The organism is Saccharopolyspora soli (assembly GCF_022678645.1).
GTDB lineage: Bacteria > Actinomycetota > Actinomycetes > Mycobacteriales > Pseudonocardiaceae > Saccharopolyspora > Saccharopolyspora soli.
In genome coordinates this window covers 1-16,035 of record NZ_JALBWV010000030.1, presented here as the reverse complement: position 1 = coordinate 16,035, position 16,035 = coordinate 1, and the positions used below count along the sequence as shown (strand labels likewise).

The 16,035-nt window shown below is 67.0% G+C and carries 17 protein-coding genes and 1 tRNA gene; 10 read left to right on the top strand and 8 right to left on the bottom strand.

Annotated features, from left to right (window positions below; all coding sequences use genetic code 11):
- Positions 1-4: 4 nt before the first annotated feature.
- A complete protein-coding gene (locus MOQ72_RS22610; protein WP_242187079.1) occupies positions 5-574 on the bottom strand; it encodes a CGNR zinc finger domain-containing protein in 570 nt (189 codons plus the stop codon).
- Between the two features lie 82 nt (positions 575-656).
- Here MOQ72_RS22610 and MOQ72_RS22605 point away from each other — a divergent pair, with 82 nt between their 5' ends.
- The 5 genes from MOQ72_RS22605 (at position 657) to MOQ72_RS22585 (ending at position 3,737) form a co-directional block, all read left to right on the top strand.
- On the top strand, positions 657-1,349 hold the full coding sequence (locus tag MOQ72_RS22605; RefSeq protein ID WP_242187076.1) for a haloacid dehalogenase type II: 693 nt from the start codon (positions 657-659) through the stop codon (positions 1,347-1,349).
- 458 nt (positions 1,350-1,807) lie between these two features.
- Positions 1,808-1,990: a hypothetical protein gene (locus MOQ72_RS22600; protein WP_242187074.1), complete on the top strand. Its 183-nt coding sequence runs from the start codon at positions 1,808-1,810 to the stop codon at positions 1,988-1,990.
- 101 nt (positions 1,991-2,091) lie between these two features.
- Positions 2,092-2,457, top strand: coding sequence for a LysM peptidoglycan-binding domain-containing protein (locus MOQ72_RS22595; RefSeq protein WP_242187057.1), 366 nt, complete (start codon positions 2,092-2,094; stop codon positions 2,455-2,457).
- A gap of 75 nt (positions 2,458-2,532) precedes the next feature.
- Complete coding sequence (locus MOQ72_RS22590; protein ID WP_242187055.1) at positions 2,533-2,856, top strand: LysM peptidoglycan-binding domain-containing protein; 324 nt, start codon at positions 2,533-2,535, stop codon at positions 2,854-2,856.
- A 434-nt stretch (positions 2,857-3,290) separates the two neighbouring features.
- Positions 3,291-3,737: a pentapeptide repeat-containing protein gene (locus MOQ72_RS22585; RefSeq protein ID WP_242187053.1), complete on the top strand. Its 447-nt coding sequence runs from the start codon at positions 3,291-3,293 to the stop codon at positions 3,735-3,737.
- A 216-nt stretch (positions 3,738-3,953) separates the two neighbouring features.
- On the opposite strand, the gene MOQ72_RS22580 is transcribed toward MOQ72_RS22585, so the two are convergent.
- Positions 3,954-4,454, bottom strand: a complete 501-nt coding sequence (locus MOQ72_RS22580; RefSeq protein ID WP_242187044.1) for a polyketide cyclase — start codon at positions 4,452-4,454, stop codon at positions 3,954-3,956.
- A gap of 183 nt (positions 4,455-4,637) precedes the next feature.
- Positions 4,638-4,790, bottom strand: coding sequence for a hypothetical protein (locus tag MOQ72_RS22575; RefSeq protein WP_242187042.1), 153 nt, complete (start codon positions 4,788-4,790; stop codon positions 4,638-4,640).
- Positions 4,791-5,125: 335 nt separating this feature from the next.
- On the opposite strand from MOQ72_RS22575, the gene MOQ72_RS45680 reads away from it, so the two are divergent.
- Positions 5,126-5,296: a helix-turn-helix domain-containing protein gene (locus tag MOQ72_RS45680; RefSeq protein WP_372495509.1), complete on the top strand. Its 171-nt coding sequence runs from the start codon at positions 5,126-5,128 to the stop codon at positions 5,294-5,296.
- A gap of 210 nt (positions 5,297-5,506) precedes the next feature.
- Positions 5,507-6,448, top strand: a complete 942-nt coding sequence (locus MOQ72_RS22565) for a site-specific integrase (protein ID WP_242187014.1) — start codon at positions 5,507-5,509, stop codon at positions 6,446-6,448.
- Between the two features lie 68 nt (positions 6,449-6,516).
- Here MOQ72_RS22565 and MOQ72_RS22560 read toward each other — a convergent pair.
- A tRNA-Ala gene (locus MOQ72_RS22560) sits at positions 6,517-6,589 on the bottom strand.
- 144 nt (positions 6,590-6,733) lie between these two features.
- Between MOQ72_RS22560 and MOQ72_RS22555 the strand changes: the two genes are divergently transcribed.
- On the top strand, positions 6,734-8,074 hold the full coding sequence (locus MOQ72_RS22555) for a phenylacetate--CoA ligase family protein (RefSeq protein WP_242187012.1): 1,341 nt from the start codon (positions 6,734-6,736) through the stop codon (positions 8,072-8,074).
- Positions 8,075-8,080: 6 nt separating this feature from the next.
- Here the strand turns inward: MOQ72_RS22555 and MOQ72_RS22550 are convergent, their stop codons facing one another.
- From MOQ72_RS22550 to MOQ72_RS22535, 4 genes are all read right to left on the bottom strand, one after another.
- Positions 8,081-9,424 carry an NAD(P)/FAD-dependent oxidoreductase gene (locus MOQ72_RS22550; RefSeq protein WP_242187010.1) on the bottom strand — a complete coding sequence of 448 codons (1,344 nt, stop codon included), beginning with the start codon at positions 9,422-9,424 and terminating at the stop codon, positions 8,081-8,083.
- Entirely contained in the window at positions 9,417-9,740 is a 324-nt protein-coding gene (locus MOQ72_RS22545; protein WP_242187000.1) for a DUF6158 family protein, read from the bottom strand. Before MOQ72_RS22545 ends, MOQ72_RS22550 begins: the two co-directional genes overlap by 8 nt.
- Before the next feature lie 15 nt (positions 9,741-9,755).
- Entirely contained in the window at positions 9,756-11,015 is a 1,260-nt protein-coding gene (locus MOQ72_RS22540) for an MFS transporter (RefSeq protein WP_308197937.1), read from the bottom strand.
- A 130-nt stretch (positions 11,016-11,145) separates the two neighbouring features.
- On the bottom strand, positions 11,146-11,967 hold the full coding sequence (locus MOQ72_RS22535) for a GNAT family N-acetyltransferase (RefSeq protein ID WP_242186998.1): 822 nt from the start codon (positions 11,965-11,967) through the stop codon (positions 11,146-11,148).
- A gap of 90 nt (positions 11,968-12,057) precedes the next feature.
- Here MOQ72_RS22535 and MOQ72_RS22530 point away from each other — a divergent pair, with 90 nt between their 5' ends.
- Both MOQ72_RS22530 and MOQ72_RS22525 read left to right on the top strand, forming a co-directional pair.
- A complete protein-coding gene (locus MOQ72_RS22530; RefSeq protein ID WP_242186995.1) occupies positions 12,058-13,707 on the top strand; it encodes a DUF885 domain-containing protein in 1,650 nt (549 codons plus the stop codon).
- 203 nt (positions 13,708-13,910) lie between these two features.
- Positions 13,911-15,872, top strand: a complete 1,962-nt coding sequence (locus MOQ72_RS22525) for a UvrD-helicase domain-containing protein (protein WP_242186993.1) — start codon at positions 13,911-13,913, stop codon at positions 15,870-15,872.
- Positions 15,873-16,035 lie beyond the last annotated feature (163 nt).

The window sequence follows — 16,035 nt, the reverse complement described above, 5'->3', positions numbered from 1 at the left end:
ACGGTCAATGCCGGAAACCTCCGCGACCCTCGGGTGCCGTCGAAGCTCGTTTGCGAGCCCGATAAGCCGCGGCCTTGACGCGGTTGCCGCACTCGTCCATCCCGCACCAGGTACGCCGGGCGCCGCGCGAGCGGTCGAGATAGATGCGAGTGCAGCCAGCGCGACCGCACTCCTTGAGGCAGGCATGAGGATCGGCGAGCACTGCGATACCGCTTCTGGCTATTTGGGAAAGCACTGCGAGGAGGTCTCCCGACATGTGCAGCCCCGTGTCGCTGAGCTTGATCGTGGGCACCGGCCCGGCGGCCGTGTTGTTGACGATCTTGAGGCTGCCCCGATCGAACGGCCGATCAAACACGCGATCGAGCGCAAGTTGGTAGATCGCTTCTCGCAGTGACAGCGCGGACTCGAAGGTTTCGAAGTCGGCGGTAACACGGTCGGGAAGCTCGTCACATTCGGCCACCCACCGTTCGAGGTCTGCGGGCGAGGCCAGGACGTCGATGGGCTCGTCTCGACGAGACCCCACGGTGGCAGCCAGATCGAGGGCCGAGTTGCCGCTCACGAACGCGAAATCCACGTCACCATCTTGACCGGTGACGGGACTGGTGACAACATCGTCACCGGTTAGACCAGTGACACCAGCGCGAACAGGAGCACGCATGGCCGAGATCCGCGACATCGAGGTCGTCGTCTTCGACGTCCTCGGAACACTGGTCGACGAATCCAGCGGGCTTCGAGCGGCAATTCGCGACGCGGTGCCCGAGTCCGACGATGCGACTGTCGAAGAGCTGCTCATCTCGTGGCAGCGGCATGTCGAGCTTGAGCAGCAACGCATCGGGCAAGGGCACCGCGCGTACGTCAACACCGAGATCATCGACGTAGAGGCTGCCGGTCTGGTGGCCGACCACGCCGGACTCACCGATCCGGCGACCATCGCCCGGCTGGCCACAGCGGGTCAGCGCCTGCCTCCCTGGGACGACTCCGTCGCCGCTCTGGAACGGCTCGCGCAGCGGTTCCCCGTGATTGGGCTCTCCAACGCCAGCCGCACGGCTCTGCTGCGACTCAACGCACATGCCGGGCTGCGCTGGCACCAAGCCCTGTCCGCCGAAGCCGCCCTGGCCTACAAACCAGCGCCGGAGGTCTACCAACTCGCCATCGACACGGCCGGATGTCCACCAGAACGCGTGCTGATGGTGGCGGCCCACGCCTGGGACCTCCGGGGAGCGCAGGCGAAGGGCATGCGAACCGCCTACGTCCACCGACCGGTCGAAGATCCGCCAACGAGCTCCGACGTCTTCGACTGGCGGTTCAACGGACTGGAAGAACTGGTCACCGCACTGACGGCGAGGTAGGCCGATCCGCACCCCGCCGCGTCGACATTCGGATCAGCCCGTTAGTTCAACTTCGACCGATCGCGGGTGGGAACCTCGGCAGCGTTCCAGGAAAGGGATGTTGAGTTGATTGAGGGTGCACGACTCGGACGCGGGAGTCGCTGCGGTGCCACGCTTGGCCGGGGGGACTGAGCAGTCACTCGACGTGGTATCGCGATACGACCTTGGCGTTCTGCTCGGCGCGCTGTCCAACCAGAACCGTGGTCGCACAACGTCGTTGACGCGGCCGCGAACCGACCGCCGCCGAACCTCGAAGCCGGTTCGTACACCGACAGAGCGGAAGAATTCGGCAACGGCCAATCGGCAACGCCTGCGAAGAACTGACTTGCGTAATTCGCTTGCCAGTAAGGCCACTAGGAACCGCACCAAAGGACTTCCGCAATCTGCACCTCGTTGCGGGTGCCGAGGTCGAGCCGACGATGTTCATCAAGCTCGTCGAGAAACGTGCCTTCCATGAGGCCGCACTTGCTGTGTCCTCGGTGATGAACCAGGTCGTCGGTGCGGTCACCCACACTCCTCATCATCCGGTTCTCCCCGCCTGGGAGAAATGGACCTCAGCGGTTCAAGGAGATCCTGCCGAAAAGAATCCTCAATGGCCCTGAAGGCCCATTGCTGGGGTACGTCATCTGTGCCGGACTGGGAGTCAGTCGCCACTCCTCGAGAGCAACGGGTCCGCAGGGTGGCCAACCGAAGGAGAAGTCAGATGCCAATACCGCAGCCATGCAGCTCGTACACGGTGCAATCAGGCGACAATCTCACGAACATCGGCAAGTGGTTCGGCTACACCGTGCAGGAGCTCGCCAAGCACAACCAGATCCCGAATCCAAACCTGATCCAGATCGGCCAGAAGATCAACTTCTTCGGCAAGAAGGGCCAGGAGATCAAGCATTACGAGATCAAGAGCGGGGACACCCTGTCCGAGATCGCCGAGAAGAACCACCTCAAGGCCGCCCGCCCCGGCAAGAAATCATGGGAAGACTTGGCCCACTTCAACCACATCCCCAACCCGAATGTGATCCAGGCGGGTCAGCGCATCTGCATTCCCGTCAAGGTTCCCGCTTTCGCTTGACAGGTGGCTCTAAGGAGTTCCCTAGGCCGCACAAGTCGGTTGGGCACGTGCCACAGGAACTAAAGGAGAAGAAAGATGACGGACTGTGAAACCTACACGGTACAGCGAGGCGACACGCTTTCGGAGATCGCCCAGTGGTTCGGGGTGGACATGGACATGCTGGCCAGCATGAACGGTATCCAGAATCCGAACAAGATCTATCCGGATCAATTTCTCTACCTGCATCCGAATGCGCATCCCAACGTGTGTACGCCCTACACGGTGAAGTCCGGTGACACACTGTCGCAGATCGGCCAGCGGTACGGCGTGCCCTGGCAAAAGCTCGCGCACTACAACCACATCACCAACCCCGATCTCATCCATCCGAATCAGACAATCTGCATTCCCGGCGCCGCATGAGGAGGACGAGAACGGCCATCCTGGCGGGGGCGGGCAGTGGCTGCGCATTCGGGGCAGTCGAGTCGGGCCAAGGTCGAATTCAGGACAGCCCGTTCTCGCACCTCGTCCCGGGGACGATCGACCCGCTCGTAAAGGCTGGCCAGCCGGTACGAACCGACCGCCGCATGTGACCTGGGCCGATGCGATCTCGCATCGGCCCAGGTCACAAGGGTGGAGCTGACGGGATTCGAACCCGTGACCCCTGACTGCCAGGCACTTTGGGGGGTTGATCTACCTGCTGCGGGTGTCGCTCTGGCCAGCTCGATCAGTCCCGACCTGTCCACGGGTGTACGCCGGAGTCCGCACCGATTGACAGGCAGTTAGACAGGCAAGCGCTGATCGGTCGTTCTGGGCATGTGCAGGCATCGCAGCTGCGATCATGCTCGCGTGAAGCGATGGGTTTCTCGCCTCGCCCGGCGCAGGCGTGCATCAGACCGGCCGCAGGTAACGCCGCTTCGCTGGTGGTGGGTGCTGCTCATCGCGATCGGCATCCTGGCCATCACGACGTTTGGTTCGACTTCGCCGAGTTGCGAGACGCTTCGTTCAGCCGCACCGAATTCCAAAAGGCCGCTTCGTTCGGCGAGGCCGAGTTCCACGGCGGAGCTCGGTTCAATGACGCCAAGTTCCATGGCCGGGCTTCGTTCCTCGAGTCAACGTTCGGTTCGACGGCGCCAAGTTCAATGACGGCGAGTCCGGTCTTTGATGCACGTTGTTCAGGATTCAGCCTTTTCAGGTCTACCAACACCTATTCAGCAGCAGTCGGATACCTCAAAGGCGTAGGTCAACGACCTGCGGTGAACACATCGAAGAGCATTCGACCGATCGTGAACGACGACGAATGAGACCCAACTGAGACCACCGCAGACATGACTGGCGGGTGTCAGCGGCCAGCATGAATTCCCCGTGGACGGCCAGTTATCGCGGCCAGATGTGTTCCCCGCTCGCGGCCAATTGCACGGACTGTCACGCCGCCATCCGTTGCGGGGAGTCATCGGCGGCGTTCCTATACCGGTCAACTCGGCGTTCTCAGCGTCAAGCCGCTCAACCCGCGCCGCAGCTCAGTGCTGGTGTCGTTCGGCGAGCATCTTCAGGTTCAACAACTGCCGTCGAGCCATGATCAGATCGCCGACGGACACCCCGAGCGCCACCCAGCGGCTGGTTTGCATGACAAGTTTGAACAGTAGACGCGTCGTGTCGTGGTCCTGGGGCACGAGGACGTAGGACATGACGGCGCCTAGGATGGTGCCGGTCAGCTGTTTCCCCGGGTCGACCGAAACGATGCGGCCCAGCCTGCGCCCGCAGGCGGTCGTGAAGTTGTCATCGACCTGCGGCTCGGGAAGATCTACCAGCTCGCGAGGTGAGCGGCGCCCCAGATTGTCGATCCAGTCGTACGAGTAGGGCGCAAGCCTCACTTGTGTGACCCATGGCCATACCGCCTCGGAAGGCGCCTGGACGCTCACGCCCCGCCATGCCTCCAGCGCGGGCGAGGTGACGAAGTCGTCGCACGGGTAGGAGCGCACGATCTCGCTGTCGCTCACACCCCACCGGTCACCGATCATCCATCCTCCACCGACGTTCCCGTTCGCAGGTGTTCGAAGCTTGGCACGCGCGTCGGCGGGTAAGACGATTGGACCGCACTATTTTCGTCCCCATCGTTACACAACGTATCCCTGCTACGGCCAAATAGCTCCCCACCAACTGGCGTCAGTGGGGAATTGGAACTGGCCACTGACAGGCGGGCCTCACCGCTCCCGCACTGCGCGCTCGGAGACGAGGTGCGTCACCACCAGGTGGGCACGGCAGGATCGGTTGGCGATCTCGAAGCGGGTCAGCGCCCTGACGGTGTGCCGTGGCCGGACACCCTTGCCGTGGCTACCCCGTCGGACGGGAGGCATCTCTACTTCCGCGCTGACGATCTCCAGGTACCCAGTGCTCGACCGCTGAGGGGGAGGCGTCCCAGCCGTCCCAAGCGTCCCAGCCCAGGTCGGCGCGGGACGGCTTGACCCTCCGGGACAGCTCTAGCCGTACCACCGAAACGTCCGATTCGCCGGTTTGGGACGGCAACAGCCGTCCCACCACCACAAGCCGTACCAGCCTGACCAGCATCGGGACGCTTGGGACGGCTGGGACGGCAACCCCTCACCCACCAACACCAAGGGGGCGCCTGACCGCTGCTCACTTCACCGCAGATGCGGTTCCGAACCGGCTCTTGTACCCGATCAAGGAAGCCATGGTTCTACTCTCGATGAGCCGATCGACCATCTACGAACAACTCCGCACCGGCCGCCTCCGTTCGGTCACCCAAGGAGTCTCCCGGCTCATCCCCGCATCCGCACTCGCCGAATACATCGAACTACTGGAGAAAGAAGCACAGGAGGGCGGCAATGACGAAGCGGCGTAGCCGGGGCGATGGCGGTCTGCACTGGCACGAGGGACGGCAACGCTGGATTGCCTGGGTAACAATCGGATTCGACACGCAGGGGAAGCGCAAGACTCGAAGTGCAAGCGGAGTCACCAAACCGAGGCAAAAGAGAAGCTTCGGGATCTGATCAACGATCGCGACAGCGGGCAGCCCGCCGCAACATCAGGCTCATACACCGTTGCGTATGCAGTGGAAAGCTGGTTCACCTTCGGGCTCAACGGCCGAACCAATGCGACAAGGCAGAACTACCGGCACAACGTTGACAAGCACATCATCCCCTTCCTGGGCAAAAAGAAGCTGCGCGATCTGTCCGCTGAGGACGTTGAGAAGTGGCTTGCCGACCGGGCAACACATCTCAGCACCCGAACGCTCCGACTCCTGCATTCGATCCTCAACCGCGCAATACGGCACGCACAGGCACGCGACAAGGTCATGCGCAACGTGGTGGACCTGTGCGAAGTCCCAACGGGGCTGGAAGGCCGACCTTCCAAGTCGCTCACCCTCGACCAAGCAGAAGCCGTGTTGAAAGCATCTGAAAGCTCTACGATGCACGCCTACATCGCGCTGTCTCTGCTCATCGGCGCACGCCAAGAAGAACTTCGACCCCTGACCTGGGACCACGTCGACCTGCACGGCGACCCGAGCGCCGACCCGCCAGTGCCCCGCTCAATCGAGGTGTGGCATTCGGTTCGCGAGGATGGCGACACAAAGACGGAGAAGTCACGCCGCACGCTCGCGCTCCCCTTGCGCTGCGTCGTAGCCCTTCGCCTGCACCGTCTTCGACAACGCGCACAAGCAAACAGGCAGGGACGGGTCTGGGATCCACAAGGGTTGGTCTTCCCGTCGGCGGCCGGGACTGAGCTGGACTCGCACAACGTCCGCCGCTCCTTTCGGAGGGTCATCAAGACCGCAGGACTGAACCCGAAGGACTGGACACCACGCGAGATGCGACACAGCTTCGTCTCGGTGATGTCAGCCTCCGGGGTTCGGGTGGAAGACATCGCCCGCCTGGTCGGCCACGGAGGAACGCGGGTGACCGAGCTGGTCTACCGGAAGCAGATCAAACCAGTCATCGTCGAGGGAGCATCAGTGATGGATGGCGTCTTCAAAGACCCGAAGCCGAAGCGTTAGACAGGCAAATAGACAGGCAATACGAAACCAGGGCCGATGCGAGTTTGCATCGGCCCAGGTCAGCGGAGTGGAGCTGACGGGATTCGAACCCGTGACCCCTTGACTGCCAGTCAAGTGCGCTACCAGCTGCGCCACAGCCCCTTGGTCTTCCGAGGTGTTCGGTTTGTTTCCGCACCGCTCATCTCTTGTGTGGATACAGTACAACAGCGTTGTTCCCGGCTTCCTCCGGGGGTCCCCCCTCTTGGATCTACCCATCAGCCTCCTGGAGCTGCTACACCCTGGGGCGTGGCGACAGCACAGCGGGCGCGTCCTTCGCTGGTGGTTCCCGAGGACGAGGGGGCCGACCCCGAGAGACGCCGTGAACTGCAGGAACATCGATTGCACCGGCTCATCGACCGGTTGCTGGCCGCCGACGGGTGGCAGGGCTCTCGGCTGCGGGACTTCGGCGTCTCGCAGGGGGCTGACGTCGGGCTCGACGAGTTGCACCGCTTGCCGTTGGTCACCAAGCAGGACTTCTGGGACAACTACCCGTTCGGACTGCGCACCGCGCCCGAGGCCGACATCGTCTGCGTGCACGGTTCCTCCGGCACCAAGGGGCGGCCGACGCTGGTGGCCTACACCGCGCACGACGTCGACGTTTGGGCACAGGTGATGGCTCGTGCGCTGGGTGGTGCTGGTGTGACGCGGCGCAGTTTCGTGCACTGCGCTTACGGCTACGGGCTGTTCACCGGTGGGCTCGGCGTCCACCACGGCGCCATGCGGCTCGGCGCGACCGTGCTGCCAGCGTCCAGCGGCGCCACCGACCGGCAGCTCCGGTTGCTGCTCGACCTGCGGCCCGACGCGCTCTGCTGCACTCCGTCGTACGCGATCTACCTCGGTGAGGCGTTCGCCTCGACCGGGATCACCGCTGACCAGCTGTCGCTGCGCGTGGGGTTGTTCGGCGCTGAGCCCTGGACCGAGGCGATGCGGCACAGCGTTGAGGCGTTGTTGGGGTTGCGGGCGCTCAACATCTACGGGCTCACCGAGGTGATCGGGCCGGGTGTCGCGTGCGAGTCGCTGGACTCCGGGGGCTTGTTGAACATCGCCGAGGACCACTTCTACCCAGAGGTGGTCGGCCCGGACGGCACGCCGCTGCCCGATGGCGAGGTCGGCGAACTCGTGTTCACGACGTTGACCAAGACCGGCACTCCGCTGTTGCGCTACCGGACCGGTGACGTGGCGTCGCTGCACGGGCCCGCGCGCGGCTCGGCGCGGACGCTGCGCCGGATGAGCCGGGTGCTCGGGCGGACCGACGACATGCTGATCATCCGCGGTATCAACGTGTTCCCCTCGGAGATCGAGGCCGTGCTGTTGGCCGATCCGCGGGTGGCGCCGCACTACCTGATCGTCGAGGACCTGCGGGATCGTTCCCGGCCCGAGTTGCGCATCGCCGTCGAGCCGCGTGATCCGCACGGCGATGCCGAGGCCCTGGAGCGCGAGCTCACCGCCGCGCTGCGCGCTCGGCTCGGGCTCGGCTGCATCGTCCGGGTGCTGCCTCCCGACCACATTCCGCGCACCGAGTCGGGCAAGGCGCAACGGCTGGTGCGTTGGGAGCACGGGGTCGTGCCGCTGCCCGGCCTGGAGTGATCGCGGTCAGCCAGCGGCGGTGCCGTGGTGGGATCTCGGCAGGCCGCGGGTGTTGGCCGCTTTGATGAACTCCGCGCGGGGGTCGTGCAATTCGCCGAGCGCCACGACCTGGCGGCGGAACGGCAGCTCCAGCAGCCAGTCGCCGAGGATGCGGGCCTTGTGGGACGCGGTCGGCATCCTCACGAGGTGGTAGGTGCGGTGCAGCAACCAGGCCGGGAGCCCCTTGAGCTTCACCCCGTAGACCTCGGCAGCGCCCTGGAACAGCCCGAGCCCGGCCACCGATCCGGCGTACTTGTGCCGGTACTCGACGAGTTGTTCGCCGCGCAGCATCGCGACGATGTTGTTGGCCAGCACCTTGGCCTGGCGCACCGCGTGTTGCGCCGACGGACTGCACAGCGCGTCCGGGTCGCTGCTGGTCAGGTCCGGGACCGCGGCGCAGTCGCCCGCCGAGAACACGTTGTGGGTGCCGCGCACCTGCAGTTTCACCGTGCATTCGACGCGGCCCTTGGAGTCCCTGGGCAGGTCGCTTTCCTCCAGCATCGGGTGCGGTTTGACCCCGGCTGTCCATACCACCGTATCGGTGTCGAACGCGTCGCCGTCGGAGAGCACCGCGTGTCCGTCCACAAAGGATTTCGCGGTGGTGTTCAGCTTCACCTCGATGCCGCGTTCTTCCAACCGCCGCTTGGTGTACTCGCTCATCGGCGGGCTGACCTCGGGCATGATCCGGCCCATCGCCTCGACCAGCACCCAGCGCATGTCCTGGGGTGCGACCTGCGGGTAGCTGCGGATCGCGTCGCGGGCCATGCTCTCCAGCTCGGCCATCGCCTCGATTCCCGCGTACCCGCCACCGACGAACACGAACGTCAGCAGTCTGCGGCGCAGCTTCTCGTCGCCGGTACTGGCCGCGATGTCCAATCTGGACAGCACGTGGTTGCGCAGGAAGATCGCCTCGCCGATGGTCTTGAACCCGACGCCCTGCTCGGCCAGGCCGGGGATCGGCAGCGCCCGCGAGATCGAACCGGGGACCACCACCAGGATGTCGTAGCCGAAATGCTCGACCTTGCCGTCCCCGAGCGTCGCGGTCAGCCGCTGCCGGGCGTGGTCGATGCCGGACACCTGCGCGGTCAGCACCTCGCACTTGCGCAGCGCTTCGCGCAGCGGCACCACCACGTGCCGCGGTTCCAGCGAACCGGCCGCGGCCTCCGGCAGGAACGGCTGGTAGGTCATGTGCGGCTGGGTGTCGATCACCGTGACCCTGGCTTCGCCCGGCCGCAACTTCGACTGCAGGCGCAGTGCGAGGGTCAGGCCGACGTGTCCGCCGCCGACGATCACGACGCGTGGCTCAGGCATGTTGCGGTCCTCCTCTCGCACCGGAACGGGTGCGGCGGGGATCCACCTCGCGTTCGGGGTACCGCCGCAGGTACTCCTGCTCCAGTTCGAAGGTGCGTGCCGTGTGCTCGCGCAGCGCGTCCGCCGAGCCGTGCAGGAAGGTCTCGTTGCGGGTTTCGTGCAGGTGGTGCAGTTCCCGCAGCAGCAGTTCGTCGGTTAGCTCGCTGCCGGGGATACCGGTGGTCGTGGTCATGTCGTCCTCCACATCGGCAGCAGCGGTGACGCCGTGGCAGCACGACGTCAGTGCCGGGATACCCCGCCGCACGCGAGCGGACACCTGCCCAATGGCGCGCTAGGCCGCCTCGTCGAGGGTTTCGGTCCGGCGCACGCTGACCGCCCTGGTCAGGCGGGTCTCCGGGGCGCCGCTCCAGGCCAGCAGGCCGACTGCCGCGGTGAATCCGGTGACGAGGAACGCCGCCCGGTAGGAGATCGTGTCGGCGAGCACCCCGGCGATCAGCGGGCCGAGGATCGCACCGAAGTCGGCGGACATCTGGAACACCGCCAGCATCGGGCCGCCCTTGCCGCTCGCGCCGACGATGTCGGCGACCGCCGCGTTGTGCGCCGGATTGAGGATTCCGGCGCCGATGCCCGCGACCAGCGAAGTACCGAGGAACCACGGGACGGAGTCGGCGAAGCCCAGTGCTGCGGTGGCCGCGCCGGAGATCGCGAGACCGATCAGGACCATCGGTTTGCGGCCGCGCCGGTCGGCGATTCGACCGGACAGCAGCAGCACTGCGCCATTGCCCACGGCGAACACGGACAGCGCGGCACCGGCCATCGACTGCGCGGCGTGCAGCACCTCGATGACGAACAGCGGGACCAGGGCGACTCGAACTCCATTGACGGCCCAACCGTTGCTGAAGTTCGACAGCAGAGCGGCCCAGTAGGCGCGGTGCCGCAGCGCTTGGCGCACCGTCATCGCTGGCGCGCTGGGGTCCGCCTGCCGCGCGGCCAGCGTCGACTTGCGCAGCAGCAGCCAGCCGATGAAGGCCGCGACGAACAGCACGATGCCGTAGCTGATGAACGGCAGGCGCAGCGAGTACCCGATCACGAAGCCGCCGATGATCGGCCCGGAGATGTTGCCCAGCAGGAAACTCGTCGCCCACATGCCGGAGGCGCGGCCGCGCAGGTGCGGCGGGGCCAGGCGCACCAGCAGCGCCACCGCGGACACCGTGAACATCGTCGAGCCGGTGCCGCCGAGGGCGCGGAAGATCAGCAGTTGCCAGTAGGAACCGGCGAACGCGCAGGCGGCGGTGCTCACCCCGACGATGGTGATGCCGCACAGGTAGATCGACCGCTCGCCGAACAACGACACCAGTCGGCCGCTGACCGGCGCGAAAGCCAGCCGCATCAGGGCGAACGCGCTGATCACGAAGGATGCCGCGGTGACCCCGACGTCGAAGCTCGTCGCGAAGGTCGGCAGCGCAGGCGCCACGATGCCCATGCCGATGGCGACGATGAAGCTGCCGAAGACCAGGATCCAGATTTCGCGGGGTAAGGAGTTGATGCCCGAGTTCTCGGTGGTCTCATCCATTGCCGAGTCACTCGACACCAGTCCTCCCAAACTATTTAGGCGAACTAAGCGAAACATGCGACCGCGAGGTGGTCAATCGACTTACCGAGTCGCAGCGCTGCTGCCCGTGACCCAGCGCGCTATCGCCACTGCGGGCCCAATACCGCCGTTACAGCAGGTCGTCGATGTTGCGGGCGTAGGAGGTCACCGCGTAGGCCACCTCGAATCCGCAGGCTTCCGCGAACCGCTGCGCTGTCCCGCCCTCTTCGCTGAGCGCCGCGACCAGCAGCGCTCCGCGCTCGCGCAGCTCGTCGACGGTCTCCGCGACCAGCTCTCGGCCGACCCCTCGACGCCGCCGACCGGGGCGCACGATCACCTGCTCGACCAGGCCGACGCCGCGTTCGACGAAGCCCTGCGCGAAACCGGCGACGCGTTCCGCACCCGGATCGTCGATCACCAGCAGCACGCAGCGCGGGTCGTCGATCCGGTGTCCGAGGTTGCGCTGCAGCCGCCGTTCACCTTCTTCGGAGAGCCCGGCGTCGTCCGCGATCAGCTCGACGATCGCGGGCAGGTCGCCGTCCTCGGCTGGTCGCGCCTGTCCTCGGGAGTCCCGGCGCACCCGGTGCAACATCGCCACGATCTCGTCCACCGCGCGCCAGCCCGCGTCGTCGGCGATGCCCTCGATCTCCGCGACCGTGGTCGGCGAGGCGTAGACGACGGCCTCCGAGCGCCCCGCCTCGGCGAAGATCTGCTCCAACTCCAGCAGGGTTCCGGCGACCTCCGCGAGCGTTCCCCACAGCGCGCAGGCGTGATTGGCAGTGGGCAGCGGGTTGTCCTGGTTGAGCGCGACCGTCGCCACGCCGACCCGAGCGCGCAGCCCGTAGCGCACCACGGCCGACGCCAGCCGCGCGGCCTCGACCAATCCGGCGAGGTCGCGGGCCTGCCTCGGGTCGAGCAGGGCTTCGTCGTCGGGATCGTGCAGCGGGTCCACGCTCCCATTGTCCCTGGCCCATTCGGCGCAACGTTCGAGCCCGACCGCGAACAGGCCCGGAGACGTGTTGGTGGGGCACGATAGGACGCTGTGAGCACGCCCGCGCAACTCGCTGATGAACTGCTGGCCGTCCTGTTCGACGCGGACCCGGTGAGCGCCTCGCTCTACGGTGACCGGGACCGCGACCACCGGCTGCCGGACATCACCGCCGACGCCGAGTACGCGTTGCGCGAGCGCGCCGAGGACATCCGCATCCGCGCGATGGCGGTGGACACCGCGCACGCCGATCTGGAGCAGCGACTGACCATCGCAGTGGTCGTGCACCAGGCGCAGGCGCTGGTGGATCGCTGCGACGCGCGGTTGCCCGAGTACACCGTGATCGGGAACCTGTTCGCGCCGGTCGCGGGCCTGCTGTTCCACCTCGGGCAGGTGCCGATCTCCGACCCCTTGCAGGCCGAGGACTTCCTGCGGCGGCTGCGGCGGATTCCCGAGTTCACCACTGCCGCGGCACAGCGGCACCGCGCCGGGGTCGCTGCCGGACGGGTGCCGGTGCGGCCGCTCGTCGACAACGCCATCGATCACCTCGACGGTTATCTCGCGGCACCGGAAGGCGACTCGTTGCTGATCCCGAACCTGCACGACCCGGCGCTGGACCGAACGCGCGAACGCCTGTTGACCGACGTGGTGCATCCGGCGTTGCGGCGGTACCGGGACGTGCTCGCCGACGAGATCGCCCCGCGCGCCCGCGCCGCTGAACAGCCCGGACTGTGCTGGCTTCCGGGTGGGCACGAGATCTACCTGCGGCTGGCTCGCGCCCAGATCACCACCGACCACACCCCGCGGGAGCTGCACGAGATCGGGCTCGCGCACCTCGCCGCGCTGCGCGGCGAGGTCGCCGAACTCGGCGGGAAGATCTGGGGCGAACGCGATCCGGATGCGGTGCTGCACCGCCTGCGCACCGATCAGGCGCTGTACTGGCGCGACGGCGAGGAGCTGCTGGCCTCCGCGCGCAGCGCGATCGCGCGGGCCCAAGCCGCGGCGCCGAAGTGGTTCGGCCGGCTGCCGAGCCAGCCCTGCGAGGTGCGGCCGGTCCCCGGAGCGGCCTCGGACACCACGCCGATCGGCTTCTACATGTCGCCCGCGCTGGACGGCTCGCGGCCCGGCGTGTACTTCGCCAACACCGGGCAGGCCGCGCAGCGGCCGCGCTACGCCTCCGAGGTGATCGCATTCCACGAGGTGGTGCCCGGCCACCACCTGCAACTGAGCCTGGCCCAACAGCGCACCGATCTGCCGATGCTGCGCAGGTTGATCAGCATCAACGCCTACACCGAGGGCTGGGGCCTCTACACCGAGCGGCTGGCCGACGAGATGGGGCTGTACTCCGACGACCTCGCACGGCTGGGAATGGTCGTGCAGGACCTGCTGCGCGCCGCGCGACTGGTGGTCGACACCGGCCTGCACCAGTTCGGTTGGAGCCGACAGCGCGCGCTGGACCACCTGCTCAGCCGCACCACGCTGTCGCGGGTCGAGGCCGCCGCCGAGGTCGACCGCTACATCGCGCTGCCCGGCCAGGCGCTTTCGTACCTGGTGGGTCGGCTGGAGATCGAGCGGATCCGGGCCGCGGCCCAGGATCGGCTCGGGGCCGCCTTCGACATCCGGCGCTTCCACGACATGATCCTCCGGCACGGCGCCCTACCACTATCCACATTGGACGTCCTGGTGGCCGAAGAGCTGGACTGACCGCCTCCTGCGACATCCAGGTGATCCGCCGCGACGGCGGTCGAAAATGCCACGGAACGCATTAGGGTCGACACCTAGCGTGTTCGAACCGTGGTCACCCCTGCGGCGGCGGTGCCGCCGACCGGGGCGGGTTTTGCGCACCTGGCACCGGACGATTTCGCGCGAGCCGACCGGTGCCGGTGTCCAGAGGATACGGAGGCGCCGTGACCGGGACCTTCCACCACCGCCAGGAGCGACTGCGTCGCGAAGCCGAGGCCGAACTGCGCGACCGGCTGCTGCCGACCTGGCAGAACCGGGTTTTGCAGCGGTTCGCGGTCGAGTGCGACAACGGCTGGTATCCGCTGCTCAACCAGTTCGCGCCGCACACCCCGCCGAACCGCCCGGACGCGGTGCTCACCGGGCCGCTCGGGGTGCTGGTGATCCTGTTGCGCGACACCGAACCCGAGTGGGAGACCACGCGCGCGGCGTTCGTGTGGACCGCCGAACTGCTGGCCGGTGCGGCGACCGAAGCGGGCCTGCTGACCGAGGCCGTGGCCCGGACCGTCGTGGTGCACCCCGCCGACTACCGGGGCCGCAAGGGGCACAGCGGTGAGCACCTCACGGTCACCGAGGGCGAGTTGGACCGGATCCTGCGGCGCGGCGACCGGGTGCTGGAGCCCGCTGACGCGCTCGCCATCGCCCGCCACCTGGACAGCCGCACCTTCGACCTGGCGCCGATCATGTGGAATCCGCAGCGCATCCCGCAGCAGCGGAGCCCCGGCCAGACGGGCGCCGCGGCCGAGCTGTTCGAGGTCCGCGACCTGCGCCGGGACCGGATCGAGCGCGCGCTGGACCGGCCGTTCCGGGACTGGCGGATCTTCCTGGACGACACCCAGCTGGGCGCGGTGCGGCGGAACTACTCCGGACCGGCGCGGATCACCGGACCGGCGGGCACCGGCAAGTCCGTGCTGGCCCTGCACCGATTGGCCTACCTGGCGCGGCGGACCACCGGGAAACTGCTGTTCACAACGCATCTGCGCAATCTGCCGGTGATCGCCGAGGAACAGTTCCGATCGCTGGCCCCGCAGCTCGCGCAGCGCATCGAGTTCACCCACCTGCACGCCTGGGCACGGGACTTCCTGGCCGGGCGCGGGCGAGCCGCCGAGGTCGACGAGCGGCAGGTGGAGCGGGCCTTCGACGCGGTGTGGCAGCGCACCGAGCTGACCGCGCCGCTGCGGAACTTCCGGACCTCGCGCGCCTATTGGAAGGACGAGATCGACCGGGTGATCAAAGGCCGTGGGATCCGGTCGCTGGAGAACTACCGAGCGGTGCCGCGCAAGGGCCGGGGCGCGAACCTGCCGCCCGATTTCCGGGCGCACGTCTGGCAGTTCTACTGCGAGTACGAACGCGAGTTGTCCGAACGCGGCGCGTTCGACCACAACGACGTCCTCATGCGGGCGCTGGCGGAACTGGAACGCCGCCCGCTGCCCCGGCAGTACACCGCGGTGGTCGTCGACGAAGTCCAGGACCTGACCTTGATCGGGCTGCGGCTGGTGCACGCGATCAGCGGTGACGAGCCGAACCAGTTGCTGCTGGTCGGCGACGGCCAGCAGCAGGTGTACGCCGGTGGCTGGCGGCTGTCCGAGGCCGGGATCTCGTTGCACGGCCGCGGCGAGATCCTGCGGCGCAACTACCGGAATCGGACCGCGATCATCCAGCAGGCCGGTGAGTTCGACGCGATCAACCGGTTCGACGACCTCGACGGCGGTCCGACCGTCGCGCTGCGCTCGGCGCTGCCGGTGCTGCACGGCGGGCGAGTTGTCGAGTGGCAGGGCGACGACCAGGAGGAGGCGCTGGTTTCCGCGCTCCGGCGGCTCGACGACGACTCTGACGCGGCGGTGCTCACCCGCACCAACAGCGCTGCCGAACATTGGGAGAACGTGCTGCGCACCGCCGGTTTCGCGGTGCGGCCGCTGGAGCGGTGGAGCGGGCGGATCTCCGGTCCGATCCACGTCGGCACCGTGCATCGCGCCAAGGGCACCGAATTCCGCACGGTGTTCCTGCCCGACGAACCGCTGCTGTCCGGCGGCTACCGGGAGGAACGCGAAGCGCTGCACCGGCAACGCCTGGTGGCGGTGACCCGAGCCCGAGACTTCCTGTGGATCGGACGGGTAATCGCGCGATGACCTGCAACGGTCGGGAGCGCGCGAACCGCACCGTGTCGCGCCACAGGGTGACGGGGACCGGAGTGAAGGGCACCCTTTACCAAGTAACTGCTTGGGTTCTAGGGGTGGTTGCAACACCTGATTTGTTCAGGGGTTGTGGTGTTCGAGATCCGCGAGGGCCGGT